The 26,464-nt window shown below is 46.8% G+C and carries 23 protein-coding genes and 1 other annotated feature; of the genes, 15 read left to right on the top strand and 8 right to left on the bottom strand.

Going from position 1 to position 26,464, the window contains the following annotated elements; translation table 11 throughout:
• Positions 1–210: 210 nt before the first annotated feature.
• Entirely contained in the window at positions 211–1,497 is a 1,287-nt protein-coding gene (locus tag HRU42_RS07670; RefSeq protein ID WP_295030005.1) for an acetyl-CoA hydrolase/transferase C-terminal domain-containing protein, read from the bottom strand.
• A gap of 518 nt (positions 1,498–2,015) precedes the next feature.
• On the opposite strand from HRU42_RS07670, the gene HRU42_RS07665 reads away from it, so the two are divergent.
• Entirely contained in the window at positions 2,016–2,561 is a 546-nt protein-coding gene (locus HRU42_RS07665; RefSeq protein ID WP_295030003.1) for a DUF962 domain-containing protein, read from the top strand.
• Positions 2,562–2,736: 175 nt separating this feature from the next.
• Here HRU42_RS07665 and HRU42_RS07660 read toward each other — a convergent pair whose 3' ends face one another.
• Positions 2,737–4,014, bottom strand: a complete 1,278-nt coding sequence (locus tag HRU42_RS07660) for a CNNM domain-containing protein (RefSeq protein ID WP_295030001.1) — start codon at positions 4,012–4,014, stop codon at positions 2,737–2,739.
• A gap of 220 nt (positions 4,015–4,234) precedes the next feature.
• Complete coding sequence (locus HRU42_RS07655; protein ID WP_295030000.1) at positions 4,235–5,023, bottom strand: inner membrane protein YpjD; 789 nt, start codon at positions 5,021–5,023, stop codon at positions 4,235–4,237.
• Positions 5,024–5,327: 304 nt separating this feature from the next.
• Between HRU42_RS07655 and ffh the strand changes: the two genes are divergently transcribed.
• The 10 genes from ffh to HRU42_RS07605 all read left to right on the top strand — a co-directional run bounded on the left by ffh (position 5,328) and on the right by HRU42_RS07605 (position 15,279).
• Positions 5,328–6,701, top strand: coding sequence for a signal recognition particle protein (ffh, locus tag HRU42_RS07650; RefSeq protein ID WP_295029998.1), 1,374 nt, complete (start codon positions 5,328–5,330; stop codon positions 6,699–6,701).
• A 277-nt stretch (positions 6,702–6,978) separates the two neighbouring features.
• Positions 6,979–7,230 (top strand): 30S ribosomal protein S16, encoded by a 252-nt coding sequence (gene rpsP / locus HRU42_RS07645; RefSeq protein ID WP_295029996.1) that lies wholly within the window; start codon positions 6,979–6,981, stop codon positions 7,228–7,230.
• A gap of 20 nt (positions 7,231–7,250) precedes the next feature.
• The gene (gene rimM / locus HRU42_RS07640) at positions 7,251–7,781 is read left to right on the top strand and encodes a ribosome maturation factor RimM (protein WP_295029994.1); all 531 of its coding nucleotides are present in this window, start codon (positions 7,251–7,253) and stop codon (positions 7,779–7,781) included.
• 15 nt (positions 7,782–7,796) lie between these two features.
• Entirely contained in the window at positions 7,797–8,525 is a 729-nt protein-coding gene (gene trmD, locus HRU42_RS07635; RefSeq protein WP_295029992.1) for a tRNA (guanosine(37)-N1)-methyltransferase TrmD, read from the top strand.
• A 53-nt stretch (positions 8,526–8,578) separates the two neighbouring features.
• A complete protein-coding gene (rplS, locus tag HRU42_RS07630) occupies positions 8,579–8,932 on the top strand; it encodes a 50S ribosomal protein L19 (RefSeq protein ID WP_013050241.1) in 354 nt (117 codons plus the stop codon).
• Between the two features lie 495 nt (positions 8,933–9,427).
• Positions 9,428–10,519: a 3-deoxy-7-phosphoheptulonate synthase gene (locus HRU42_RS07625; RefSeq protein WP_295029989.1), complete on the top strand. Its 1,092-nt coding sequence runs from the start codon at positions 9,428–9,430 to the stop codon at positions 10,517–10,519.
• Between the two features lie 74 nt (positions 10,520–10,593).
• Positions 10,594–11,733: a bifunctional chorismate mutase/prephenate dehydrogenase gene (gene tyrA / locus HRU42_RS07620; protein ID WP_295029988.1), complete on the top strand. Its 1,140-nt coding sequence runs from the start codon at positions 10,594–10,596 to the stop codon at positions 11,731–11,733.
• Between the two features lie 225 nt (positions 11,734–11,958).
• A complete protein-coding gene (gene hcp, locus HRU42_RS07615; RefSeq protein WP_295029987.1) occupies positions 11,959–13,617 on the top strand; it encodes a hydroxylamine reductase in 1,659 nt (552 codons plus the stop codon).
• A gap of 75 nt (positions 13,618–13,692) precedes the next feature.
• A complete protein-coding gene (locus HRU42_RS07610) occupies positions 13,693–14,796 on the top strand; it encodes a hybrid-cluster NAD(P)-dependent oxidoreductase (protein WP_295029985.1) in 1,104 nt (367 codons plus the stop codon).
• A gap of 147 nt (positions 14,797–14,943) precedes the next feature.
• Entirely contained in the window at positions 14,944–15,279 is a 336-nt protein-coding gene (locus tag HRU42_RS07605; RefSeq protein WP_295029983.1) for a hypothetical protein, read from the top strand.
• Between the two features lie 88 nt (positions 15,280–15,367).
• Here HRU42_RS07605 and HRU42_RS07600 read toward each other — a convergent pair whose 3' ends face one another.
• Positions 15,368–17,350 carry a chorismate mutase gene (locus HRU42_RS07600; RefSeq protein ID WP_295029981.1) on the bottom strand — a complete coding sequence of 661 codons (1,983 nt, stop codon included), beginning with the start codon at positions 17,348–17,350 and terminating at the stop codon, positions 15,368–15,370.
• Positions 17,351–17,383: 33 nt separating this feature from the next.
• Positions 17,384–17,504 (bottom strand) — a sequence feature (Phe leader region).
• Between the two features lie 1,105 nt (positions 17,505–18,609).
• Entirely contained in the window at positions 18,610–18,972 is a 363-nt protein-coding gene (raiA, locus tag HRU42_RS07595) for a ribosome-associated translation inhibitor RaiA (RefSeq protein ID WP_295029980.1), read from the bottom strand.
• A 301-nt stretch (positions 18,973–19,273) separates the two neighbouring features.
• Here raiA and HRU42_RS07590 point away from each other — a divergent pair, with 301 nt between their 5' ends.
• The gene (locus HRU42_RS07590) at positions 19,274–19,942 is read left to right on the top strand and encodes a cytochrome b/b6 domain-containing protein (RefSeq protein WP_295029979.1); all 669 of its coding nucleotides are present in this window, start codon (positions 19,274–19,276) and stop codon (positions 19,940–19,942) included.
• 93 nt (positions 19,943–20,035) lie between these two features.
• On the opposite strand, the gene HRU42_RS07585 is transcribed toward HRU42_RS07590, so the two are convergent.
• Positions 20,036–20,497 carry a cytochrome c gene (locus HRU42_RS07585; protein ID WP_295029978.1) on the bottom strand — a complete coding sequence of 154 codons (462 nt, stop codon included), beginning with the start codon at positions 20,495–20,497 and terminating at the stop codon, positions 20,036–20,038.
• A gap of 285 nt (positions 20,498–20,782) precedes the next feature.
• Between HRU42_RS07585 and trpR the strand changes: the two genes are divergently transcribed.
• On the top strand, positions 20,783–21,061 hold the full coding sequence (gene trpR, locus HRU42_RS07580; protein WP_295029977.1) for a trp operon repressor: 279 nt from the start codon (positions 20,783–20,785) through the stop codon (positions 21,059–21,061).
• Between the two features lie 11 nt (positions 21,062–21,072).
• Here the strand turns inward: trpR and HRU42_RS07575 are convergent, their stop codons facing one another.
• Complete coding sequence (locus tag HRU42_RS07575; protein WP_295029976.1) at positions 21,073–21,459, bottom strand: hypothetical protein; 387 nt, start codon at positions 21,457–21,459, stop codon at positions 21,073–21,075.
• Positions 21,460–21,587: 128 nt separating this feature from the next.
• On the bottom strand, positions 21,588–22,205 hold the full coding sequence (gene slyD, locus HRU42_RS07570) for a peptidylprolyl isomerase (protein ID WP_295029975.1): 618 nt from the start codon (positions 22,203–22,205) through the stop codon (positions 21,588–21,590).
• Positions 22,206–22,917: 712 nt separating this feature from the next.
• On the opposite strand from slyD, the gene thrA reads away from it, so the two are divergent.
• Together thrA and thrB are read left to right on the top strand one after the other, a co-directional pair.
• Entirely contained in the window at positions 22,918–25,383 is a 2,466-nt protein-coding gene (gene thrA / locus HRU42_RS07565) for a bifunctional aspartate kinase/homoserine dehydrogenase I (protein ID WP_295029973.1), read from the top strand.
• 76 nt (positions 25,384–25,459) lie between these two features.
• The gene (gene thrB, locus HRU42_RS07560; protein WP_295029971.1) at positions 25,460–26,464 is read left to right on the top strand and encodes a homoserine kinase; all 1,005 of its coding nucleotides are present in this window, start codon (positions 25,460–25,462) and stop codon (positions 26,462–26,464) included.

Below are 26,464 nucleotides of genomic sequence, written 5' to 3'. Positions count from 1 at the left end.
CATAAAAAATAGCGATGCCCTGTTCTGGCAAAAACCAGTTGTAAAGGCAGCCTAGCCTATTTCACCAACGAATTGTTACTGATGATTTCCTTTATATTACTAGCAGAGAAATAAACCTAGTTATAGTTAACTAATAATATACTCTATTAATATCAAGCTATTGATAGTAAAGTTTTTATTTTATTTTTTCTTCATATGTATAGATGGCCACTAGACACTGAGTCCCCACATGTCGAAGGTCTCTCTACACAGCTGCTCCCTGAAGTCAGGATGGGCAATATCGATAAGTGCCCTGGCTCGCTCTATGAGTGAGCGCCCCCGCAGGTTTACGCAGCCGTATTCGGTGACGATATAGTGGACATGGGCTCGGGTGGTTACCACCCCAGCGCCGGGTGAGAGTACGGTGGCAATCCTCGACACCTTGCCCCCTGATGCGGTGCTCGGCAGGGCAATCACAGAGCGGCCACCTTCGGACAGGCCGGCACCACGAATAAAGTCCATCTGGCCACCTACGCCAGAGTAGATCTTAGTGCCCAGGGAATCGGCACAAATCTGGCCCGATATATCGATTTGCAGCGCCGAGTTGATCGCCATGACATTGGGGTTTTTGCGAATGATGGCGGTGTCATTAACCTGCTCGATATCCATGAATATTACCGAGGGGTTATCATCGACATAGTCATACAGGCGTTGACTGCCCAGGGCAAAGCCTGTCACTGTCTTACCTGGATAGACCTTCTTCTTGCTGTTGTTGACAGCCCCAAGCTCAACCAGATTGAGCACCCCGTCGGAGAAGAGTTCGGTATGGATCCCTAGGTCTTTATGGCCCCCTAAACAGCTGAGTACAGCATCGGGAATGGCGCCTATGCCCATCTGCAGACAATCACCGTCTCTGACCAGCTCGGCCACGTTATTGCCTATCGCCAAGCTGACTGCATCGCTGGCGGCTAACGGATGTTGTGGCAGTGCTGAACTCTCCTCATAGACAGCGGCAAATTTACTGTAGTGAATGAAACCGTCTCCGTGGGTGCGGGGCATCTGCGGGTTGATATGGGCGATGATCTTGCCCGCCACCTGACAGGCCGCCAGCGTGGCTTCCACCGAGATCCCCAGCGAGCAGATGCCATGCTTGTCCGGCGGTGAGACCTGAATGATTGCGGTATCGATCTTCTGCTCCCCCGAGCGGAACAATTTCGGCACTTCGGAGAGGAAGATAGGCACATAATCTGCGTCTCCCTGTTGCAGCAGTCGCCGTGTCGGCAAGCCGCCGAAGAAGCAGCGATGGCGCAGGTGCCCCTTGAGATTGTCATTACTCAGTGACTCGGCGCCCTCGGTGTGGAGTTGCAGCAGAGTTAGATCTTGTCGGCTCAAGGCATGCTCCGCCAAGGCATCCAGTAGCAGCCTGGGGGTGGCTCCCATGGAATGGGTCCAGAGGGTTTCACCACTCTGGATCAGAGAGACAGCTTCGAGCGCACTAGTACATACTATTGGTGCCATTGATATTTCCCTGGGTATTTTTTAATTGTTAGCTACCGAAATACTAGCAAGGCCGGATGAAATGCAATATCGATCAGGCCGAAAACTGATAGCTGAGACCTAAAACAATTGCCGCACAGATGTTCATAAATATTGACACTGCTGGCGGTGATGGCGGTCAATGTCAGATAAAGGGGTCGTAGCGAATTAGAGCCTTGTCAAAATAAAGAGCGCACATTCCTCGCCGGACAGGCGGTAGATAACAATGCAATATTGGTACTTAGCAAACTAATCAAATAACAATTAAGCCCAATGAACCCTATTCAAAGGATATTTCAGAAACTTGTTATCCGTTAAGTCAGCAAGTTTTTGACCTTTTACGCTATTAAAACAGGGCGAAATCCATTAGGTTAGGATCGTGTTAAATGAGACGAACGTCACACTTAGTCGCTGCATACACTACAAGCTAGTGGCGATCTAAATAAAAGCGAAAAGTTTAATCACTATAATTAAATATGATTATCTTGGGAGAAGAGCAGATGAAATCCGCCGAAGAGCAGTTATCGACTTATAAGAGTGTGCACCTGAATCCGAAGAATATCAGGACTCACTTCGTTGGGGTGCCCTTGATCATCTGGTCTATATTTTTACTGCTAAACCTTATCCCGGTTAATTTTTTCGCCTGGGATGATCCCGCTATTAGCATCAATATGGCGTCGGCTTTTGCTATTGGTGTGCTTAGCTATTATTTCAAACTACATGCCCGCCTGGCGATTGGCTTAACCTTGTTCATTCTGCCTGTACTCTATACCTCCCATCTGGTTACCGAGGTGCAAGGCGCAGTGTGGATAGCTATAGCCGTGTTTGCCGTGGGCTGGGTGTTCCAGCTTATTGGCCATAAATATGAAAAGGCCAAGCCTGCGTTTGTCGATGATCTTAACCAGCTCTTGATAGGGCCATTTTTCCTGATGGCAGAATTGTATTTTATGTTAGGGCTGGAGAAAGCGTTAGATAAGCGGGTAACCCCCATGGCGGTAGAAAAGCGCCGCGCGCTGGAGGCTCTGCGCCGGAAGTCGAGACTTTAGACTAACTCGGATGTATCTGTTATACCATTGCGAGTAAGTATCTGAACTGACCAGATACTTACATGGAATGCTATTAATGAAAAAGGCGCATTATGCGCCTTTTCTGTGAGTACTTTTTATAATACCAGTGCTTTTGCATCGGCACTCTTTACACCAGTACAGTCACTACAGTCCTTTATGCCTTCTTTGGAAGTTCGTAATGATGGGGTATGATGCGTACAGTTTTAATCATATTTTCGGCCACGTCGATGACTTCGATGGGGTAGCCTGAAATACGCATGCTGGTATTGGGGGTGGGAATATCTTCCAGATACTCGATGATCAGACCGTTGAGGGTCTTAGGTCCGTTGGTGGGGAAGTCCCATTTCATCTCTTTATTGAGTTCCCGAATATTGATGCAGGCTTCGATAACGAAGCTACCATCTTGTTGCTGGCTTATCTCTTCACTCGGGGTGGGTTCCGATGAGGTGGTAAAATCGCCCACTATCTCTTCAAGTATGTCTTCGAGGGTGACTAACCCCTGAATATCACCGTATTCATCTACGACTAAGCCGATACGTTCCTTGTTCTGCTGGAAGTTGCCCAGTTGCACATTGAGCGGCGTCCCTTCTGGGATGAAGTAGAGCTCTTTGACCGCTCTAAGCAAGGACGACTTGCTGAACTGATTCTTAGACTGCAGACGCAGTGCATCGCGCAGATGCACGAAGCCGACGGCATCGTCGATATTGTCTCTGAATAGCAGAACCCGCGTGTGAGGGCTCTGGATCATCTGCTTGGTGATGCTCTTGAAATCATCATTGATATTGATGGCGAACAGCTCAGAGCGGGGGATCATGATGTCTTCTACGGTCACTTTTTCAAGGTCCATTATCGACAGCAACATCTCCTGATGACGCCTGGGAATGAGTGCGCCCGCCTCGTGAACCACGGTTCTGAGTTCCTCTTTGCTTAGGGCATCTGAGGTTTTAACGGAACGTATTCCCAGCAAATGCAGAAATCCTGAGGTGAACAAGTTGACTGCTTTGACCAGGGGTAAGAGGATAACTAGCAACCATTTAAGCAGTAGGCTAGATGGGAAGGCGACGCGCTCTGGGTGCAGCGCCGCTATGGTTTTCGGCGTCACCTCGGCGAAGACCAGCACCACTAAGGTGAGTACGCCGGTCGAGATGGCCAAGCCCATATCGCCAAACAAGCGCATACCTATAATAGTCGCGATAGCTGAGGCGAGGATGTTGACCAGGTTATTGCCAATGAGGATCAGGCCTATGAGTCTGTCTGGCCGGTCGAGTAATGTCATCGCGCGTTTTGCCCCCTTATGACCGCTGGAGGCTAGGTGCTTAAGCCGATAGCGGTTCAGTGTCATCATGGCGGTTTCTGAGCCCGAAAAATAGGCTGAGATGATGAGTAATACGACAAGGATGATGAGCAGTGCGCTGGTTGAGATGGCGTCCAAGAAGGAGCTCCATTAGTTGGCTAAGATAGCTGAAATTGACCACGACATCCGCAATTCAGTTATCGCTATATCTGTTAGCTTATCTGAATTTCGGCTATGTCTGTATTTAGAATTTATTCAAAGAATAGTAATTACATTGGTTTGAGTTTGGTGTCAAGTTAGCCCGTCTATATGCGCAGGGGGAAACGCAGCGCATATAGAGAGTTAGTCGTTGAAAGTATTAAGATAATATTAGCTCTTTTACTATTCTGGCGCCAAAGTAGGCCAAGGATAGCATGGTGGCTCCCGTGAGGGTATAAACCACCGCGGTTCTTATTCTACAGCCTACCCAATATTGCTGAGCTAGCATGGCGATATAAGTAAACCAGGCCAAGATAGACAGTACAGCCTTGTGGCCCTTGCCATCTTCGAACATGTCATCGAGGAAGATAAAACCGGTGGCGAGGGAGAGACTCAATAAGATAACGCCAACAATCACCAGATGATAAAGTTGTTTTTCAACTGTCATCAGAGGTGGCATTGACGGGCTCAGCATCAGCTTCTTACTCTTCAATCTATGTTGAATTATCGCCAGCTGTATGGCGTAAAGTGCGGCGATCATCAGGGCGCTATAGGCCATTAATGACAGGACCACATGCACCAATATGTCGGGATGGATCTCAAAGTGAGTGATGTATTGCGGTGGTACTAGCCAGAGTAGTGCCACCGAAATGACGGAGCAGGCATACACGACGGGCACGACCACAATCATCTTGAGTCTGAATAATAAGACGGTGAAGCTGAAGGCAATGATCCAATTCACCATAGAGATGACATTGGTCAGGCTGAAATTTTGTCCGTCGCTTGTCAGGATAGCCTGAGATAATGCCGCGGCATGAAGCACCACTCCTATCGCGGCAAAGCCTGCGACCAGACGGCGATTAGGTCCTTGGGCATGAAATAGGCGGCCGGCCACCAACACTAAGGCTATGGAATAAAAAAACATGGCTGAAGCGGAAAATAAAACCATTTAATATTGACCTATCGTTTTGTTTGCTATGGACAGCTTAACTCACCACAAATGCCAAGGGTGAGGAGCAAGCAACGCCTTCTTCTTAATCTTACTCCTAGAGTAACACGAGCTAAGGTGACTTGTGCAGTCGCTGCGTGACAAAAGTTAGTGCTTTGTGATCGTTAGAGCAATTTTTTATACTTTGGTGTGGAATTTGTGGCCTAGGGGGACGGGTTAACTTGCACCTTAGCAGTAGCATATTATCTGGGCATCGCTATAATACTGTCTATTAATATGAATTCTAAATGGTAAGAACGCGATAATGTTTGAGAACCTAACGGATAGATTGTCACGCACGCTAAAAAATATTAGCGGTCGTGGTCGCTTAACAGAAGATAATGTTAAGGACACCCTAAGAGAAGTGCGTATGGCGCTGCTTGAGGCCGATGTTGCCTTGCCTGTTGTACGAACCTTCGTCAACAGCGTTAAAGAGCGCGCCGTTGGTCAGGAGGTCTCTAAGAGTTTGAGTCCGGGTCAAGCATTCATCAAGATAGTCCAGAGTGAACTTGAAAACGCCATGGGCGAGGCCAACGAAGGTCTGGACCTCTCGGCGCAGCCGCCGGCAGTGATCATGATGGCGGGTCTTCAAGGTGCGGGTAAGACCACCAGTGTTGCAAAGCTGGGTAAGTTCCTCCGCGAGCGTGAGAAGAAATCTGTATTGGTTGTGAGCGCCGACGTATACCGTCCTGCGGCGATTAAACAGCTGGAAACCTTGGCTATCGAAGTCGATGTGCAATTCTTCCCATCGGATGTCAGCCAGAAGCCTATCGATATTGTTAACGCGGCGCTGGCACATGCCAAGCTTAAGTTCATCGATGTGGTGATTATCGATACCGCGGGTCGTCTGCATGTCGATGAGAGCATGATGGATGAGATTAAGGCGTTGCATGCAGCGGTTAATCCTGTCGAGACTCTGTTTGTTGTCGATGCCATGACGGGTCAAGATGCGGCTAACACGGCTAAGGCTTTCAATGAAGCGTTACCCTTAACCGGCGTAATACTGACTAAAGTCGACGGTGATGCCCGCGGCGGTGCGGCTCTGTCTATTCGCCATATTACCGGCAAGCCAATTAAATTCTTAGGTGTCGGCGAGAAAACCGATGCCTTAGAGGCATTCCATCCGGATCGTGTCGCTTCACGTATCTTAGGCATGGGTGATGTGCTGTCACTTATCGAAGAAGTGGAGCGCGGCGTCGATAAAGACAAGGCGATGAAGCTTGCTGCTAAAGTGAAGAAGGGCGGTAGTTTCGATCTCGAAGATTTCCGTGAGCAGTTGCAGCAGATGAAGAACATGGGCGGCATGATGGGCATGATTGAAAAACTGCCTGGCGTCGGCCAACTTCCGCCTGAAGCGCTGGCTCAGGTGCAGAGCGGTAAGATGACTAATCAGATGGAAGCCATCATCAACTCTATGACAGCGGGTGAACGTAAGCGTCCCGATATCATTAAAGGGTCACGTAAGCGCAGAATCGCCTTAGGTTCGGGTACTCAGATCCAAGATGTGAACCGTTTGCTTAAGCAGTTCACTCAGATGCAGAAGATGATGAAGAAGATGTCAGCTAAAGGCGGCATGAAGAAGATGATGCGCGGCATGAGTGGCATGTTACCACCAGGCATGAAGATGCCGGGTCGTTAAGTCCCTGTTTAATCAGTTTAATAACCCACAGATACGAGTATTCTTGCCTGTGGGTTTTTTATTTACATCGACTTCTAAGTAAGCGTTAGATGTAAAAATCATTAATAGGCATTTTGATTAATGAGAGTGGAATTTAATCAGAATTGCTATATTGGGTTGCATTCGCCGACGAGTAAGGTAAAATCGTGCGGCTTTCTATCTGGGCTCTTCGCGAACACGGAGTTCCAGTTTTTATTTTTGCTTCTTGAGAAGCAAATCATTAGAGGATAAAAGACGCATGGTTACCATTCGTTTAGCTCGTGGCGGCGCAAAAAAGCGTCCATTTTACAACATCGTAGTTGCTGATAGCCGTAAGGCTCGTGACGGTCGTTTCATCGAACGTGTTGGTTTCTTCAACCCAATGGCTCGTGGCCAGGAAGAAACTCTACGTTTAGACCTAGCTCGCGTTGATCACTGGGTTGCTACTGGTGCTACTACATCTGATCGTGTAGCTAAGTTGATCAAAGACGCACGTAAAGCTGCTGCTTAATAGCGTTAAGGTATAGATTGATGAGTAGTAAACAAGAACCTGTCGTACTGGGGAAATTAGGATCCAGTCATGGCATTAAGGGTTGGTTGAAGATCACTACCTATACCGATTCTGTTGAAGGTATTTTTGACTATTCTCCTTGGTTGATTAAAGAGCAAGGTGAATGGCGCGAGGTTAAGGTGCTGCAGTGGCGCTTTCAGGGGAAAGCGGTTGTCGCTTCTCTTGAAGGGGTAGAAACTCGGGACCAGGCGCAAATGCTCACAAATTGTGAGATTGCGGTCACCCCGCAGCAGATAGAGACCTTACCGGAAGATGAATTCTACTGGCGAGATCTTATCGGTTGTGAAGTGGTTAATACCAAAGGTTACAACATGGGCAAGGTGCAGGAGATCGTGGAAACAGGATCGAATGACGTGCTCTTAGTTAAAGCCAACGCGAAAGATGGCTTCGGCAAAGCGGAACGTATGATCCCCTTTGTCACCGAACAGTTCATCATAGAGGTGAACTTGACGGAAAAACAGATCATAGTGGATTGGGATCCGGACTTTTAAGTCGAGGTAGAACATATGCGGTTAGGGGTAGTAACCCTGTTTCCTGAGATGTTTCGCGCCGTAACAGACTTTGGAGTAACGGGTCGGGCCGTTAAGAATGGCCTGCTGGAGTTGCAAACGTGGAATCCTCGTGATTTCACCCATGATAAACATAATACAGTGGATGACCGCCCTTACGGTGGTGGCCCTGGCATGTTGATGATGGTGCAGCCATTGCGCGACGCTATCCATGCAGCGAAAGCTGCTATTGGTGACAGTGTGAAGGTGATTTATCTCTCTCCTCAGGGACGCAAGCTGACACAGCAAGGCGTCGAAGAGTTAGCTAAATCAGACAGTTTGGTTTTAGTGTGTGGTCGATACGAAGGTATTGATGAGCGCATTATTCAGACTGAAGTGGATGAAGAGTGGTCAATCGGAGATTACGTGCTTTCGGGCGGTGAACTTCCTGCGATGGCTTTGATTGATTCAGTATCACGGCTGGTTCCTGGTGTTCTGGGAAAAAAGGCCTCGGCGGAGCAGGATTCCTTCTCTGACGGATTATTGGATTGTCCCCACTATACTCGCCCTGAAAGCTTGGATGGTTTAGATGTACCGGCAGTCTTGTTAAGTGGCAACCACGAACATATTAGACGCTGGCGTCTGCAACAAAGTCTCGGAAGAACTTTGTTACGACGACCAGATTTATTAGAAAATCTAGCTCTGACTGACGAGCAAACGAAGCTGTTAAATGAGTTTGTTGAATAAACGAACTCAAGCGGATAGTTACGATCAGTTATTTCTAGTATGGAGTTTATTTCATGAATAACATCATTAAAATGCTCAACGAAGAGCAAATGAAGCAAGATGTACCAGAGTTTGGTGCAGGTGACACAGTAGTTGTTAAAGTACGTGTTGTAGAAGGCGGTAAAGAGCGTCTACAGGCGTTCGAAGGCGTTGTAATCGCTAAGCGTAACCGTGGCGTTCACTCTGCATTCACAGTACGTAAGATCTCTAATGGTGAAGGTGTTGAGCGTGCGTTCCAGATTCACAGCCCAATCATCTCTAGCATCGAAGTTAAGCGTCGCGGCCGTGTTCGTCGTGCTAAGCTTTACTACCTACGTGATCGTTCAGGCAAGTCTGCACGTATCCGTGAGAAGCTAACTACTAAGTAATTTAGTAGTACGCAGTAAGAAAAGATGCAGTGTTCGCACAATAACCCGCCTTATGGCGGGTTTTTGTGATCTAGGGGCAGAGAAAATTTTCGAGCTATAAGTTTTAAGCGGTAAGTCTCGAGACAAGGCTGAGAAAGTTTCGCACATTCATCGAGCCTCTGTCTTTCCGGCATGCTTGTGGCCGGGATCCTGTTCTTATACCATTGCGAGTAAGTATCTGATCATTCAGCGGGAGTTCAAATCGCTGTAGGCAAGAAAGTTTCAAGCTTCCTTGCTAGTTTCCTAGGAACTTTTCCCCCATCCGATGATTTTTTATTTAGTTTACCGATCTTGCTTGATCTTATTTTAATCAACAGGCATAGTGAGTCCACAAGCGTAATGGTGTAACAGTACGGCGATACGGTTTATGTCGCAATCATGCCTTACAAATAGCATTGAAGACACGATCGATTAATAACTTAATCGATTTATAACGATAGACCTTAGGTGGGTAGTATGCAGCAAGATACGATTAACAACGTTCATATCAGTTCAGAGAAAGTATTGGTGACTCCAGAGGAGTTGAAGCGTGAAATTCCTCTGTCTCAGGCTGCATATCATTACGTGCTTAATGCCCGTAAGACCGTTGCCGATATCGTGCATAAGCGTGATAGTCGCGTGTTGATCGTGACCGGACCTTGTTCTATTCATGATATCGAGTCGGCCAAAGAGTATGCCCTCAGGCTAAAGAAGCTACATGATGAATTGAGTGATGAATTCTACATCCTGATGCGAGTCTATTTCGAGAAGCCCAGAACCACAGTGGGCTGGAAAGGCATGATCAACGATCCAGATATGAACGAATCATTCGATGTGGAGAAGGGCCTTAGGCAGGCGCGTGAGCTGATGATCTGGCTTGCTGAACTCGGCCTTCCGGTGGCAACCGAGGCATTAGACCCTATCAGCCCACAATACATGTCTGAGTTAGTCACCTGGTCTGCCATAGGTGCGCGTACGACCGAATCCCAGACTCATAGAGAGATGGCATCGGGTTTGTCTATGCCGGTGGGCTTTAAGAATGGCACCGATGGCAAGCTTGGGGTTGCCATCAACGCACTTGAATCTGCGGCGAGCGGCCACCGATTTATGGGAATTAACCAAAAGGGGCAGGTGGCGTTACTGCAAACGGCGGGTAACCCGGATGGTCACGTGATCTTACGTGGTGGTAAGGCACCTAATTATGATGCCCAGAGCGTTGCCGAATGTGAGCGTCAGTTACATGCAGCTAAGCTTAATGCTCGCCTGATTGTCGATTGTAGCCACGGCAACTCCTTGAAAGATCATAGAAAACAGCAAGGGGTCTGTGAAGATGTGTTTTCTCAGATTTTGCAGGGCAATAAATCTATCATAGGTGTTATGCTCGAGAGCCATCTCAACGAAGGGCGCCAAAGCAGCGATAAGCCCATGAGTGAATTGGCTTATGGGGTTTCTGTCACGGATGCCTGTATGGATTGGGCAACCACAGAGCAGATTTTACGTGAGGGTTCGGCATTATTAGCTCACGTACTACCGTCTCGATTTGATATGCTTAAAGTCGTCAATGCCTGAATTTAGCGGTTAGCTAGTTTGACAGTTAATCGTTGAGCAATCGATTTTACGTTTTCTTGATGGACAGAATATAGATGAATGAAAAAACAACATCGGATCTTGAGAATCTCAGAGGTCTGATCGATGGCGTGGACCAGCAATTGATCCACCTTTTAAGAAAGCGTCTCGACCTTGTGGCTCAGGTCGGCGCGGTTAAACATGGCGCAGGACTTCCTATCTATGCTCCTCAGCGAGAGGCCGCTATGTTGGCCAAACGCCGTGACGAAGCCCAGAAGATGAACGTCTCTCCTCAGTTGATTGAAGACATCCTGCGTCGCCTGATGCGTGAATCTTATCTCAACGAGAAAGATGTTGGCTTTAAGCAAATAAATAAAAACCTCGGTGATGTCGTGATCGTGGGCGGCGAGGGTAAGCTAGGCGGCTTATTCTTGCAGATGCTCACTTTGTCAGGTTACCAGGTTAAAGTATTGGATAAAGATGACTGGGCCAGCGCGGCGCAGACGTTCGAAGGCGCAGGCCTGGTCATAGTCACTGTGCCTATCTCTATTACCTGTGAACTGATTAGAGATAAGCTGTCTTCCTTGCCAAGCGACTGTATCTTAGCCGATTTGACCTCTGTTAAGACTGAGCCCGTTAAGGCCATGCTTGCGGCTCATAGCGGTCCTGTGGTGGGACTTCATCCCATGTTTGGCCCAGATGTTGGCAGTTTAGCTAAGCAGGTGGTTGTGGTCTGTCATGGTCGAGATAGTGATAAGTATCAATGGCTGCTGGAACAGATCCAGATCTGGGGGGCTCGTCTCGTCGAAGCAGAGCCTGAAAGGCATGATAAAGCCATGCAGCTGGTTCAGGCCATGCGCCATTTTTCATCCTTCGTGTATGGATTAAACCTCTACAAGGAAGAAGCCGATATTGACACCTTGTTACAGTTTAGCTCGCCAATTTACCGATTGGAGCTGGCCATGGTGGGGCGTTTATTTGCTCAGAGTCCGGAGCTGTACGCCGATATTATCTTCGCGCAGAAAGAGAGCATGCAGGCCATAGGGGACTACCTGAATAACTATTCTCAAGCCTTGTCACTTCTACAGGCTGGCGATAGGGATGCGTTTATCGCTCAGTTCAAGGACGTTGCCCAGTGGTTTGGTGATTTCGCACCTCAGTTCCAACGCGAGAGTCGTGTCATGCTACAGAGCGTCAATGATATGAAGACCGATTAATTAACATCATTTGTATCGATATAAAATGGGAGCTTAGGCTCCTTTTTTGTTTTCTTCTACTGCAGTTATATTTCTAGAAGAGCTCCTCTCTATATAGAAGAGAAGCTAAATTGATCTAGCGCATCATTATCTTTATTAAAATAGAAACCCCTACCTCTATCAAGACTATGGCTTTAGACTCGCCTTAAACATGTAAATAAAAAGCATGATTAAGGAGCAACAGTAATGTTTTGTATTCAGTGTGAACAAACAATGAGAACGCCAGTCGGAAATGGCTGTAGTTATGCCCAGGGCATGTGTGGCAAGCTTGCCGAGACTTCGGATCTGCAAGATCTACTCATTTATCTACTTCAGGGGGTCTCGGCCTACGCGGTTAAAGCTCGTGAATTCGATATCATAGACAGCGAAGTCGATACCTTCGTGCCTAAAGCTTTCTTCGCCACCCTGACCAATGTCAACTTCGATGATGATCGAATTGTCGGCTATGTTGAGCATGCGAATGAATTGCGTACACGTTTAAAGACGGCCTATGAAGCAGCATGTGCGGCCGCGGGGCAGACTCCTGTGGAATTGAGTGCGCCAGCTCAGCTAGTCCTAGGTGCATCTAAGCCGGAAATGTTGGCTCAGGCCGTGGTTGCACTGCCAAATCGTGGTGATGTGCACGAAGATATTCTTGGGCTGCGTCTATTATGCTTATACGGGCTCAAAGGTGCGGCCGCTTATATGGAGCATGCACGCGTGCTCAGCCAGACCAATGATGAAGTCGCCGCTGAGTTCCATGAGATCATGGCTTTCTTGGGTGAAGACTCGGTAGATGGCGATAAGCTATTCGGTACGGCGATGGAGATAGGCAAGTTAAACTATCGCATCATGGAGATGTTGGATAAAGGCGAAACAATGGCCTTCGGTCATCCTGAGCCGACTCAAGTCAATACGGTTGCGGTGAAAGGTAAGGCTATCTTAGTCTCGGGCCATGATATGGTCGATCTTGAGCTTATCCTGCAGCAGACTGAGGGCAAGGGCATCAACGTCTTTACCCATGGTGAGATGTTACCGGCTCTGGCTTACCCAGAATTTAAGAAATACCCGCATCTAGTAGGGAACTACGGCAGCGCCTGGCAGAATCAACAGAAAGAATTCGCCAACTTCCCCGGCGCCGTGGTGATGACCTCTAACTGTATTATCGATCCCAATGTTGGTGACTATTCGGATCGAATCTTCACCCGCAGTATCGTGGGGTGGCCAGGTGTTACTCATCTTAGCGGTGAAGATTTTAGCCTAGTTATCGACAAAGCCTTGAAGCTGGAAGGATTCGCCTATGACGAAATTCCTCATATGATCACCATAGGCTTCGCCCGTAATGCATTGATGGCGGCGGCTCCAGCCGTAGTCGAGAATGTGAAGAATGGCTCGATTAAGCATTTCTTCCTTATCGGTGGCTGTGACGGCGATAAGAATGAGCGTAGCTATTTCACCGATTTAGCGACTCAGGCTCCCAAAGATTCGATCATCATGACCTTAGGTTGTGGCAAGTATAAGTTCAACAAACTCGAGTTTGGTGACATCAATGGTATCCCGCGTCTGCTCGATATCGGTCAGTGTAACGATGCTTACTCTGCCATCCAACTCGCGCTCGCGCTATCTGAGGCATTCGACTGCGAACTCAATGAGTTGCCTTTGAGCATAGTACTCTCATGGTTCGAGCAAAAAGCGATTGTCGTCTTGCTGACCTTGTTGTCATTAGGCGTTAAGAATATCCGTACCGGCCCGACTCCACCTGCTTTCTTGAGTGCTAACCTAGTCAAGATCTTAGAGGATAAATTTGGTCTGCGTACCACGACAACTGCCGAAGAAGATCTTAACACTATCTTAAACGCCGCTTAATCTGCCCCTTGAATAACTGACCGGCTCCTTGATTAGCCGGTCAGTTACTTTTACTTTCGATCTCTAAGGTTTTACATGAGTATTGACACTATTTCCCAGCCCTCGCGACACAATCATGAACGTCAACTGGCATCCAACGACTGGCAACATGGGCAAGTAGCGCTCCTGTGCGTCGACAAGTGGCAAGAGACCCATGATGTGTTCAGTTATCGGTTTCAGGGGGTTGAGCCGGTAAAATTTCAGTTCAAGCCCGGGCAGTTCCTTACGTTTAGTATGGACATCGACGGTAACAAAACCTATCGCAGTTATACTATCTCCTCCTCTCCATCTCGTCCCTACTCGATTGTCGTGACTGTCAAATGCATCGAGGGCGGACGGGTATCAAATTACTTAGCCGAGTCATTCAATGTCGGTGGCATTATTAACGCCAGCGGGCCCGATGGCGTATTTAATCTGGTTGATATCAAGGCCGATAAATATCTGTTTTTAAGTGCCGGCAGTGGCATCACGCCCATGTTTTCCATGTCACTATGGTTAACCGATACTCAGGTAGGTGCCGATATTGCCTTTCTCAATTGTGCCAAGAGTCCGGAGGATATGATTTTTAGGACTGAACTGGACACAATAAGGTTTAATCATTCGGCCTTTAATCTCAGTTATATTCTGGAGTCAGGCGCGGAGCGACTTCCCCAAGGGCTTAGTTGTGGAGAGGGACGCATCAATGCCGAACTGCTCGCCAGACTCGTTGAAGATTATAAAGATAGGACCATTTTTGTCTGTGGCCCTGAGCCATTTATGCAGGGAGTCGAGTCGCTACTCGAATCTTTGAATTTCGATATGAGCCGCTACCATTATGAGAGCTTCGGCACTGAGTCATCGGGGCACGATAAAACGGTTATCACTGAGGTCGAGAATGCAGCAACGGGCTTCATGCTGCGTATCGGTGAACATTCACGTGCCATGGGACAAGATGAGACTCTGCTAGAGGGTATCGAAGCCGAAGGCTTGTCCATAATAGCTGCTTGCCGCGCGGGTGTGTGCGGCGCCTGTAAGTGTAAGGTTGTCGAGGGTGAGACCGAGTCGAGCAGTGAGATGACATTGACCCTGGACGAGATTGCGCAGGGTTATGTACTGGCTTGCTCTACTAAGTTAACCAGTGATGTTTTACTGCAGCTATAGCGATGAACTGAGCCGGATATGATCCAGATGATAAGTGAAAGCGGTGATTTTTTATGAGACTGAATTTGCGCTATAGCCTATGACAACGTATTGTTAAAGATGAAACTCGCTGCTTTATCTTTAATTTTTTGTTTGTGGAGCCAATCTATGATATCGACAACCTCAGAGAGAGTATCTATAGACGATCCAAGTTTGGCGCATTTGCTCTATGCCTTGATGTCAGCATTTCCCATTTTCTTTCTGCCTACTTTAGTTGGGCTCTTTATCAATTTAGGCCAGAGGACTTCCTGTTCCGGTGAGATGATATCGTCGCACCTCCGCTGGCAGAGACATTCCATTATTGGTTTTATGTTGATGGGGGGAGTCGGCTTATCGTTAACTCAAATATGGCTGAGCTCCATTGTCTACTCAATAGCGATACTCTGGTTTTGCCATAGAATTGTCAAAGGCTGGTTGAATCTCACCGATGGTGCCGCCGTGTAATACACGAGTAGCGGCAGACGAGTAAAAAAAGAGGACATAAGGTCCTCTTTTTTGTGCTCGGTTTTATTTATTCTTTCTTATGGAGAGTTTACTGATAGAGCCTTCTTAGGATCTCACCGCGAAGCTGTAACTCGGTGTCAAAATCGTCATTATTCGATGAAAAGTTGAGTATCAGGCCATCGGCTGCCAGTTGCTTGGCCGCTATTGCGTGTGTCGCCAGTGTCGTTGGCGTAGAGGCGTAGCTTGGATTCACTAAGATTGGCAGGTGAGATAGTCCCTTTAACTCCACCAATGCGGCTAGGTCGAGCACGGGTTTGACCGAATCATTGAAGGTTCTGATCCCAGATTCACACAAGATGAGCTGTTGATTCCCCTGGCTTAAGATGACTTCTGCCGCATCAATATATTCCTCGACGCTGGCCATGGTATTACGCTCTAGAATGACAGGCATATGCAGGCAGCCAACTTGCTTCAGCAGGCTGTGATTATGCATCTGTTTACCTGTGATCAATAATAAGCTGCCATGCTCGGCAGCAAGCTTTAGCTCGACTTCATGTTCAACAGAAATTATACACTCCAAGCCAAACTGATAGAGAGACTTTTTAAAGGCGAGGATATTGTGTTCGGCCTTGTGTTGGCGTGATAAGCCTTCCAGGATCACGGCTTGGAACCCAGCCTCTTTCAGCGACTTGGCTTTCTGACTGAACAGCTCACTCTCTTGGGGCAATGACACCTGTGCTAATGCACCGAATTGCCCATCACCAATTTGTAACTGGCCTGAACTTATCTGAGTGGCATCTTGTTTATGCTCTTTACTTGAGCGTAAGCGCTGGGAGTTGGCCTGCCTATCCCGGCTATGATCCAGGTTTTGTGCTCTGCTGGTATTAGGCTCTATCATAAGTTGACTGTTTGTAAGTTGCGTCGGGTTCACTGTTTCACAGGGGTAACAGCCTAAAACTTTAATGAAACGGGTAATGCGCTCCAGTTCTTTGAGGGCGGATTGCATCTGTGAACTGGATAAATTTGCATCGAGATCTAGGTAAAACATCTCTTCCCAAGGCGTGCCAGGAATGGGGCGGGATTCGAGTTTACTCATGTTGAGGTCATGCGCCTTGAGCACTAACAAGGCTTCGACTAAGGCACCAGGCTTCTGGCCGGTCGCCATGATGAGCGTCGTTTTAGCCGGAAGTTGCTCAGGTACGGCTATCGATTTTCGGGCAACGACGATGAAGCGGCTCTGGTTAATTTTCTGGTTGGCCAACTCATTCTGTATGGCTTCGAGCTGATAGAGGGCCCCGCCTTCAGCGCTGCCAATTGCGGCAACACTGGCATCATGGCTCTGCATCACCTTGTCCATGGCTTCGGCACTGCTGGAGCAATATTCGAGTTTAAATTCAGGGTGTAAACTTAGATAACGACTACACTGACTGATAGGCTGTGGGTGAGCATAGACGGTTTTTATCTCTTTGGTCATGCCGCCGCTCTTGGCTAGCAGACAGTGATCGACTTCTATGGTTGTCTCGCCAACGATGGCAAGGCTGGTGTGCTGGAGCACATCATAAACTTCATTGATTGAACCCGATGAGGTATTTTCGATAGGGAGGAAGCCATAATCGGCGTGGCCGGATTCTACCGATTGAATGATCTCGTCGAAACTCTTACAGCCCAGGTCTTGCATATCGACTTGACGTCTGTCGCAATAGCGGCTCGCCGCTAAATAGGAGTATGACCCCCTCGCACCAAGGTAAGCGATACAATATTGCTGCTTTTGACTGTCTGGGTTGGCCCTGCCTTGAAGGTAAGCTTGTTGGTTGAGTACAGAATCTTCGATGATATTCTGATAGAGAGAGATAACGTAATGTGCATCTAGCCCTTGATCACGCCCCTCTTTAACCAGTCTTGCCAACAGTTCTTTTTCTCTTTGAGTATCGCGGATAGGGCGAATATCGACCTCTTTACTGCGGGCGACATCCAGACTTAAATTACGCCGCTTAGCTAAGAGTGATAATAGATCTTTATCTAATGCGGTGATCTGTTCACGCGTCTGGTTCAAAGCTTGTGGTTTGCTCATGTTGCCCTCAATGTCGCTACGACAAAAATCGGTTACAAAAAAGCCTCCCTAAGGGAGGCTTTGGAATTTTCACTTTCGTTTTTACACCGAAATTCCGCCTCCCTAGGTGGGGGGAATAAAAAAGAAAGTAAAAAAGTGATCGTTGAATATTTTCATCTGTACAAATTAAAGCCCGTGCTCTGCACTGTCAATGAAAATTTATGCATAATTTATAAATTTATAGTTAAAGATAACGTTTTGCCGATTAAAACTTAGCATTAAAAAAGCGCACCTGAGGTGCGCTTTAGGATGAAACGAATAAAAAATCAAACTGAGAATGCCTCCTAATGGTGGTTGAATCTTCAATCTTGCGCTTCTTAACCTCAAATAAGGGAAGCGAGATCTTAGCTTCACTCGATATCTCTACAGAAAATATGGATCAGATATCGTTAACTGTTCAGGCTTTATCGCTGTTTTTAGCTCAATGGCCGAATGCGTTGCTGTTGTCATTAGCATTTGCCGCATAGTGGCACTTTACATCGCCCGTACCCATGTTACGTCTAGCATCACGCGTATAACCGTTTTATGTATCAATATACCTTCTGCTTTCTAATGGAAATCTCGTCTTTCACTTTACCATTTATGATAGAAAGTGGAGTCTTGATTTCACCGCACCCCGGTCAATGGTCTCTTGGTTTACATCTTTCAATTTACTGCTGCCATTAACCTAGTAAAAGCGATAGTGAGATGCGTGCTTTACAAAATAGGGCGTGTTAGCTGTTTTTAGCTTATTGGCCTTATGCATTGCTGGCGCTATTGTCGTTAGCTATTGCTGCATAGTGGCATCTCTGTCGCCCATCCCTGTTACAAACTCATTTGCTAAGTTTCCCAAGCTCGTTAATTATCTTACTCTGATGGTAGACCTTAGTGATACTTCACCACCTAAGTTGTGGAAAGTTAGACTATTTGGCCTTATGCGCAGCCCCAGTTGGAGATGCTCCTCTTATGACTAGGCGAATGTTTGACACTGAGTCAGTCATCATCTATTGCTAATTACTAAGCATCCCAGATGACATTTTTACGCCTATCGTGCAAGTTAAATGCTTTTGACCTCCGAAGTGCTGTAGAACATTTTTTCATCTTCACCATATCTTAATAGTAGCATGGTGTAAGGGTTTCGCTCTGTATTAGGGCCGATTTACAATCGTTTTTTCACAATGTAAATCGACCGTTTTTAACACTGGTTGTTTTTGTTTGAAAAGCGCTGAATCATTGACGGCTCAGGCTGCATATTCCTCTTCAAATTCCCCTTCGAGACCATCATCGAGCACTGTTTTAGCTCTTTTTAGCGAGGTGTAGCGCTGAGCCTCTGGCTTATGACTCTGTCGGTTTAGCTGCTTCTCAAGTTTCTGACCCATGGCATTGATGGCGGAGTACAGATCTTCATGTTTGGCTTGGGCGAAGAGCTTATGGCCGGGAATGCCGATATTCGCTTCAATTTTAAACCGTTGCTTCTCTTGAATGATGATCACATGAGGATTGATAAGCTGTATATCATGTCTAGAAAGTTTCTCTAAACGTGCCTGAATACGTTCACGTATTAGTGGAGTAACTTCAAGGTGTTTACTGGTAATCTTTGTCATTTATTGAACCTCTTGTTGTTTCCTTGAATTCAGATTACCAAGCTCAGCAGCAAAAGTCGTGATCTGGATCACATTTTTGTAGTGGTTTTTGGCCGTTAGCTTTTAATTTGATCACTCAGGCATTTTTAGAAAATATCTGTTCAAAAAGCCTTGAAAACGGATCGAAACAGGCTCATATTTGAATGGATAACTTGAGTCCTTTATATTTTCTTGCCTCCAAAACCGTCTTCAAATATCATCTGCCACGTATCCTTTAAGCAGCCACTGGGTGTTAAGTCATTAGTTTTTTACTAGGTCAAAAATGAATAATAGAGTGAGAGTTTGGGATATCCCAACAAGAGTATTTCATTGGGCAATGATAGGCGTGCTAGCGGGCTTATGGTGGTCGGCAGATTCCGGAGAATTGGTGTGGCACCAGGTAATGGCTTATTCGATGCTGGTACTGATTGTATTTCGACTCATCTGGGGCATAGTCGGCAGTGATACCGCTAGGTTCAGTCATTTTATCAAGCATCCCAAAACGGTGTTGCAGTATATCACTAACATCAAACGTCATGGTGTGTCGCCTAGTCTGGGCCATAACCCGCTTGGGGGTTATATGGTGTTGGCTTTAATTGGTATTTTAACGCTTCAGCTATCAACAGGATTGTTCGCGACTGACGATATCTTTACCGAAGGGCCACTCTATACCTATGTCTCACATGAAACAGCCTTGTGGTTGACCTGGCTGCATAAACAAACATTCAATTTCATCTTATTGCTGGCAGCCATTCATGTATTGGCTGTGCTGGTACATACGTTGAAAGGCGATAAACTTATTTTACCTATGATCACTGGTTATAAGAAGGTCGCGGAGCAATCTGGCGCCAGGCTCGCATTCAGATCTTTCTTTATCGCACTATTGCTTTTTGTGTTTTTAGCTGGAGTCGTGGGGAATTACCTCATCATGCCGATTGTCCAGATGCTGTGATACTCAAATATTGGTTTGATAAATCAGCCATAAAAAAGGCCAGAGTTCATCAGACTCTGGCCTTTTTTGGCTCAATATAAGCAAGCTTATCGATTAATCTTTCTTGTAGACGTCATGACAACCTTTACAGCTCTTAGCGACCTGCATAAAAGATTGCTTCAATAATTTTTTATCGTCAGATGCAGATGCAAGAAGCAGCGCCGCAGCATTGTCCTGTAGTGTTTTCATCTTGGCGTCAAAGTCTGACTTTTCAGTCCAGATCTTTGCTAAGGCTTCGGTCTCTCCCTGATCTGAACCTGGGATAAACCCTTCCAGAGGAAGCTTAGACAGTGCGGCGACATTCTCCGCACGCATGGCAAAAATTTCTGAGTCAAACGGCTTCTTGCCTTTTAACATGGCACCCATATCACCGAAGTTATGTGCCATCAAGCTGAAGGCTGATTGACGGTAATGTATCGCATCATCAGCTTCTTTAAAATTACTTGCCTGTACCACGGTAGATAAGATGGCACTAGATACTAATGCCAAAACGGTCATCTTTAATTTTTTGTTCATTGTATTGCTCTCAAATTGTTCTGATTATGTGATGTTCCACTCGCTATTGTATTCCGTTTTCATGTTCAGATACCATGACTAAATTCAACGCGTTACATCTAATACTAATGCCATTAATTTTTCTCGCTCAATGATCACTTACTTAATGGAACTGGTATAGATGCAACAAGTTATGACTCATCTTCTATTGCGAGTAAATCTCTGTGTAAATTAGTTGGAATGGTTTGGCTTAGGTGGATTTATTGATACACTATCGTAATGGTAGAACAGTACATAGGAGAGTGTATGAGAGCACAGTGGGGATTGGTGTTAGAGAAGGTGGTGAATCACCACGATCATAATGCGCTGTTGGAGCTGTTTGAGCTGTTACTCACAGAAGATGAGCGTAGTGCGATTGCCAGTCGGCTCAAGGTGTTTCAGGCACTCCTCAAGGGTGACTTGAGTCAACGTCAGATCGCCGGTGAATTTCAGATTAGTATCGCGACGGTCACTCGCTGCTCAAATTATCTGAAAAACATGACAGAAGAGCAAAGAGAGAGAATTAAATTGTTAATCCTTGAATAGTCCAGCACAGGTTAAATATTCGGATATTCTTGAGCAGAATGTGCGCAGTGGTGCCTGTTTGATGAACGTCTGGCTAAAATATACACAGAGTAAGTCATTAGCACTATACCTATGACGGGGCCTATCCCGGATGGCAACAGTTTGAACACCAGTGTGGCAAGCAAGAGGTAGACGAAGGGAGTGGCATCATAGACTGATCTGGGAAGTGTGCCAGATTTACGTTTTTTCAGGGGATCTGTACGTCTGTTCTGTGATCGCATAGTGTAAATCTTCGCCCCTAAAGTAAAGATGACGAGGGAAAAAACGATAGCATAGCCCTGATCTAGCATGAGTAGGCTGGTAGCGCCTATGAGCATATAGCTAACGGGGAGAATTTCGTATATGGGCTTGGTTAACATATAACAGTCCTTTGTTTGAATGGCTGCGAATCCTTCGCGAATTGAATATTGGTTAGTATAGAACAAAAAAAACCTGCAACACCGTTTAAAGCGTCACAGGTTCATATCAATTATTTATAAGCGCGAGATTAGCTCTTACAGCCACAGCCACCGTTGCCATCACAACCCTCTTTCGCAGGCTCATCTTTTTTCTCACTACAGCAAGCGGCTTCATTACTGTGATCAGAACCGCCACAGCAGCCGCCTTCGTGGCTATGCTTATGTTCAGATCCACAGCTACCGTGGGCATGAATATGGCCGTGGGCTATCTCTTCGGCTGTCGCTTCACGGACTTCCAGTACTTCGACGCTGAAATGCAGTGACTGACCGGCTAAAGGGTGGTTGCCGTCGACAACGACGACATCATCTTTAATTTCTTTGACTTGAACTGGACGTTGTCCCATGTCTGTTTCAGCGATGAAACGCATACCAGGAACGATATCTTCTGTATCACCGAATGCACTCAAGGGCACTTCCTGACGCAGTCCGTCATGATAAGGACCATAACCATTTTCTGCATCAACTGTAATATCCAGTTTGTCGCCTGCAACTTTACCTTCAAGTTCAGCTTCCAGCCCGGGGATCATGCTTTCGGTACCATGAAGATAGAGCATAGGTTCGCCATCGAAGGAGTCTTCAAGTAACTCACCTTTTTCATTGGTTAAACGGTAGTGGATGCTAACAGCGCTGTGTTGGGTGATTTTCATATCGCCTCCAATTCAAAATGAGCGCGCATTCTAGCGTGGTTTTTATGAGTTAGCGATGATTTGAATCAGCTTATGGTAGCAAGCTCACGAATAAAACAGCCAGGGCTAGCTTAAGGTAAGGTGGGGCTGATAGGCCAAATGAACCGAAAGTGACTAATTAGTTATATTTTATGCGATAAAATTCATAGTGGGCCTGGGCGAGAATATAAGGGGAAACTTGCCATTTCACTCGCTATATCAGAATCGTTATGATGAAGGTGTATTTTACCCGGTTTACTCAGTGGTTAGACTTAAGTGTATAATTAAATCCTTATTTAACAATTAAATAAAAGATTTGTTTACCTTGTCGTAAACGTCACCAAATTAAGTTACCCAGCCTGAACATGGCAAAACTCTACTAAAATGCGCTTATCTGGTGGGTAATAGCAGAGAGTAGGACCGAACTGTGTTTTTTTGACTAACTTGTTAATCAAGGGTTGACACACACCTTTAAAAAAAGCAATTCTGTAGGCACAGATTTTAAACTTATTTGATGAGTACGTTTTTATAATGCCAAGCCTGAATTCAGTCGTAACGACCATAATTACAACCACCACGATTATTATCGTGGGGGCAGGCTGAACATACTCTAACAGAATGTAAATAACAGCCCGCTCCCATACCAAGGAGCGGGCTTTTTTGTTTCTAAGGTAGCGTGGTACAAGGAGAAGATATGAAAGTGATGAAATTTGGTGGTACCTCGCTGGCCAATTGGCAACGATTTAACACCGCTGCCGACATAGTCGCCGATACAGCAAAGGAAGAAGCGGTAGCCGTGGTGTTATCGGCTCCGGCGACTGTGACTAACGGTCTACTTGAGATGGTCGAAGCTGCCGTGCGGGGGGGAGACTTTACCTCTGTTTTAGCTACTGTGGAGTCTGTGTTTAGCGCACTCTATCAAGAAGCCTCTGCTGTACTGCAAACGTCACAGATTGATTCACTTATGTCGAAACTGACAGAGCAGCTTAGCTTCTGGGAAGATAAACTGCTTGGTATCAGCCTACTCAAGGAGTGTCCAGACTTTGTGAGGGCTGAGGTCTTAGTGGGGGGGGAGAAGTTGTCTGCGGCGCTTATGGTGCAGTTGATGAAAACGAAAGGTCTTAGCTCACAGCAACTCGTGCCTCAAGACTTACTTTTGGGGACCGGAGACCCGCTCGAATCACTGGTCGATATCGAGTCGAGTAAGGCGCGCTTCAGTCAAATTAATTTAGATGAACATAGGGTTTGGGTGATGCCGGGTTTCACCGCCGGCGATAAGCTGGGGCGCACTGTGATTCTAGGCCGTAACGGCTCAGACTACTCTGCTGCGGTATTGTCAGCCTGTATCGATGCGTCGTGCTGCGAGATCTGGACTGATGTCGATGGCGTGTACAATACCGATCCCCGTGTGGTCAGCGATGCTAAATTACTGTCTCAGTTGAGTTACCAAGAGGCGATGGAGTTATCTTACTTTGGGGCTAAAGTGCTGCATCCAAAGACCATTTCTCCTATTGCTCAGTACCACATTCCTTGTTTTATCCGTAATAGCTTCAATCCTAAAGCGCCGGGAACCTTAGTTTCAAATGAAGCCGATAAGAGTGGCTTAAATGTTAAAGCCATCTCTAATTTAGACGATCAAACCATGTTTGATGTCTCAGGACCTGGGATGAAAGGCATGGTGGGTATGGCGAGTCGCACCTTAGGGGCTATCTCACGAGCCGGAATTTCAATTTCCTTGATCACCCAAAGCTCATCTGAATACAGCATCAGCTTCTGTGTCAATACTCAAGATGCAGAGAAAGCCAAGGATTCATTAGAGCTTGAGTTTGAACTGGAACTTAAGAGTGACATTCTAGAGCCTATCGAGATGCGCCATGATTTAGCCATAGTGTCGCTCATTGGTGACGGCATGCGCACCCATAAAGGCGTAGCGGGTAAATTCTTCCAGGCGCTAGCTCAGGCGACGGTGAACATCATCGCTATCGCCCAGGGCTCCTCAGAGCGCTCTATCTCGACGGTAATAGAACAGCGCAAGACAAAGCATGCCATCAGTGCCTGTCATCAGAGCTTCTTCGATGTGCAGCATTATCTGGATGTATTCCTCGTGGGCTGTGGCAATGTAGGCGCCGGGCTGCTGGAACAGATTAAGCAACAAACAGAGATGTTAAAGCAGGAGAATATCTGTATCAGGGTATGCGCCATTGCCAACTCTCGACATATGCTACTCGATGCCAAGGGCGTTAATCTTAACGAGTGGCAGGGGCTACTCGCAGATAGTCAGACTCAATGGGATATTGAGCTGATGCTTGAATGGGCCAAAGAGGAGCAGCTGTTAAATCCGGTTTTGGTCGACTGTACTTCGAGCGAGCGCGTATCAGATCGCTATATCGATGTGATGAATGCGGGTTTACATGTGGTAACGCCCAATAAGAAAGCGAATACCCGAGATATCGCTTTTTACCATGGGCTGCGTGAAACCGCGCTTAATCAGCGTAGACAGTTTTTATATGAAACCACGGTCGGTGCCGGGCTGCCTGTCATCGATAACTTGAAGAAGCTCCTGTTTGCCGGCGATAAATTACTCAAGTTTAATGGCATATTATCCGGCTCTCTTTCATACATCTTCGGCATGTTAGATGAGGGCATGTCTCTGTCTGAGGCGACGGTAATTGCCAGGGATAAATGTTTCACAGAGCCTGATCCTCGTGACGATCTTAGTGGCATGGATGTCGCCAGAAAAGTACTCATCTTGGCTCGTGAAGTCGGCATGGAACTGGAGCTGGAAGATATTCAGATAGAGTCTGTATTACCTGAGTCATTCGATGCCAGCGGCGATGTGGAAACCTTTATGACGAATCTAGCCAAGTTGGACCAGCATATCGCTCAACGGGTTGAGAAAGCCAAGAATTCAGGCAAGGTATTGCGTTATTTAGGTCAGATAGATGATGACGGTTGCCGAGTTAAAATAGCCGAAGTGGACTCTCAAGACCCCTTATATAGCGTAAAAGGTGGTGAGAATGCCTTGGCTTTCTACAGCCGTTATTATCAGCCCATTCCCTTCGTGCTCAGAGGTTACGGTGCGGGGACAGACGTGACCGCGGCTGGCGTCTTTGCCGATCTGCTTAGGACACTGAACTGGACGCGGGAGATGAGTGCATGAGTGTGAATATTGATAGTGCACCGGCTTCTATGGGCAATCGTGTCGGCGTTGGGTTTGACCAGGTTAAGGTGATGTCATGAGTGTGAATATTGATAGTGTACCGGCTTCTATGGGCAATCGTGTCGGCGTAACTGTATATGCGCCGGCTTCCATGGGCAACGTGGGTGTTGGGTTTGACCTGCTCGGCGCGGCTTTAGCGCCAATAGATGGCAGCTTACTGGGGGACAGAGTCTGTGTCTGTGCGGCAGATACTGGCATACACCTGTCTCTCGCGGGTCACTGGGCCGATAAACTGCCCCAAGATCCGCAAGAAAATATCGTCTACCAATGCGCCGACTTCTTTCTAAAGCAGCTCAATCGACAGGACGGCCTAGCACTGGTATTAGAGAAGAACCTGCCGGTGGGGAGTGGCTTAGGTTCTAGTGCCAGCTCAGTGGTTGCGGCGCTTTATGCGCTCAATGAATATTTCGATAAGCCCTATGATGAGCAAGCCTTGCTGCGTCTGATGGGGGAATTCGAGGGTAAGATAAGCGGCTCGGTTCATTATGATAATGTTGCGCCCAGTTATTTAGGTGGCATGCAGTTGATGCTGGATACTCCATCTAGGCTGTGCGACGCGATTCCGACATTCGATGAATGGTATTGGCTTGTTGCCTATCCGGGGATCTCACTCTCGACGGCCAAGATGCGCGATCTCTTGCCAAAGCAATACGATAAGGCCGTGGCGATCGATTTTGGTCGATATTTAAGTGCTTTTGTCCATGCTTCCTATAACAAAGACCCTGACTTGGCAATCTCAGTACTTAAAGATGTGTTGGCCGAGCCTTACCGCGCGGCGGCTATTCCTGGCTATGAAGAGTCCAGAGCAGCCCTGGCTGAGATAGGCATGTTAACCAGTGGGATTTCAGGCAGTGGCCCGACACTTTTCTCTATTACCGATAACTTAAAGACGGCACAAGAGGCGCAAGCCTGGCTTGATAAAAACTATGTTAAGCAGGGGGGCTTCTCACATATCTGTAAAATTGATGCCCTAGGGACTCGCAGAACCGACTCGTTAAACAATTTTAAGATTCTGGATTAA

The organism is Shewanella sp. (assembly GCF_013214165.1).
Lineage (GTDB): Bacteria > Pseudomonadota > Gammaproteobacteria > Enterobacterales > Shewanellaceae > Shewanella.
This window is presented reverse-complemented; position numbering and strand designations above follow the sequence as displayed.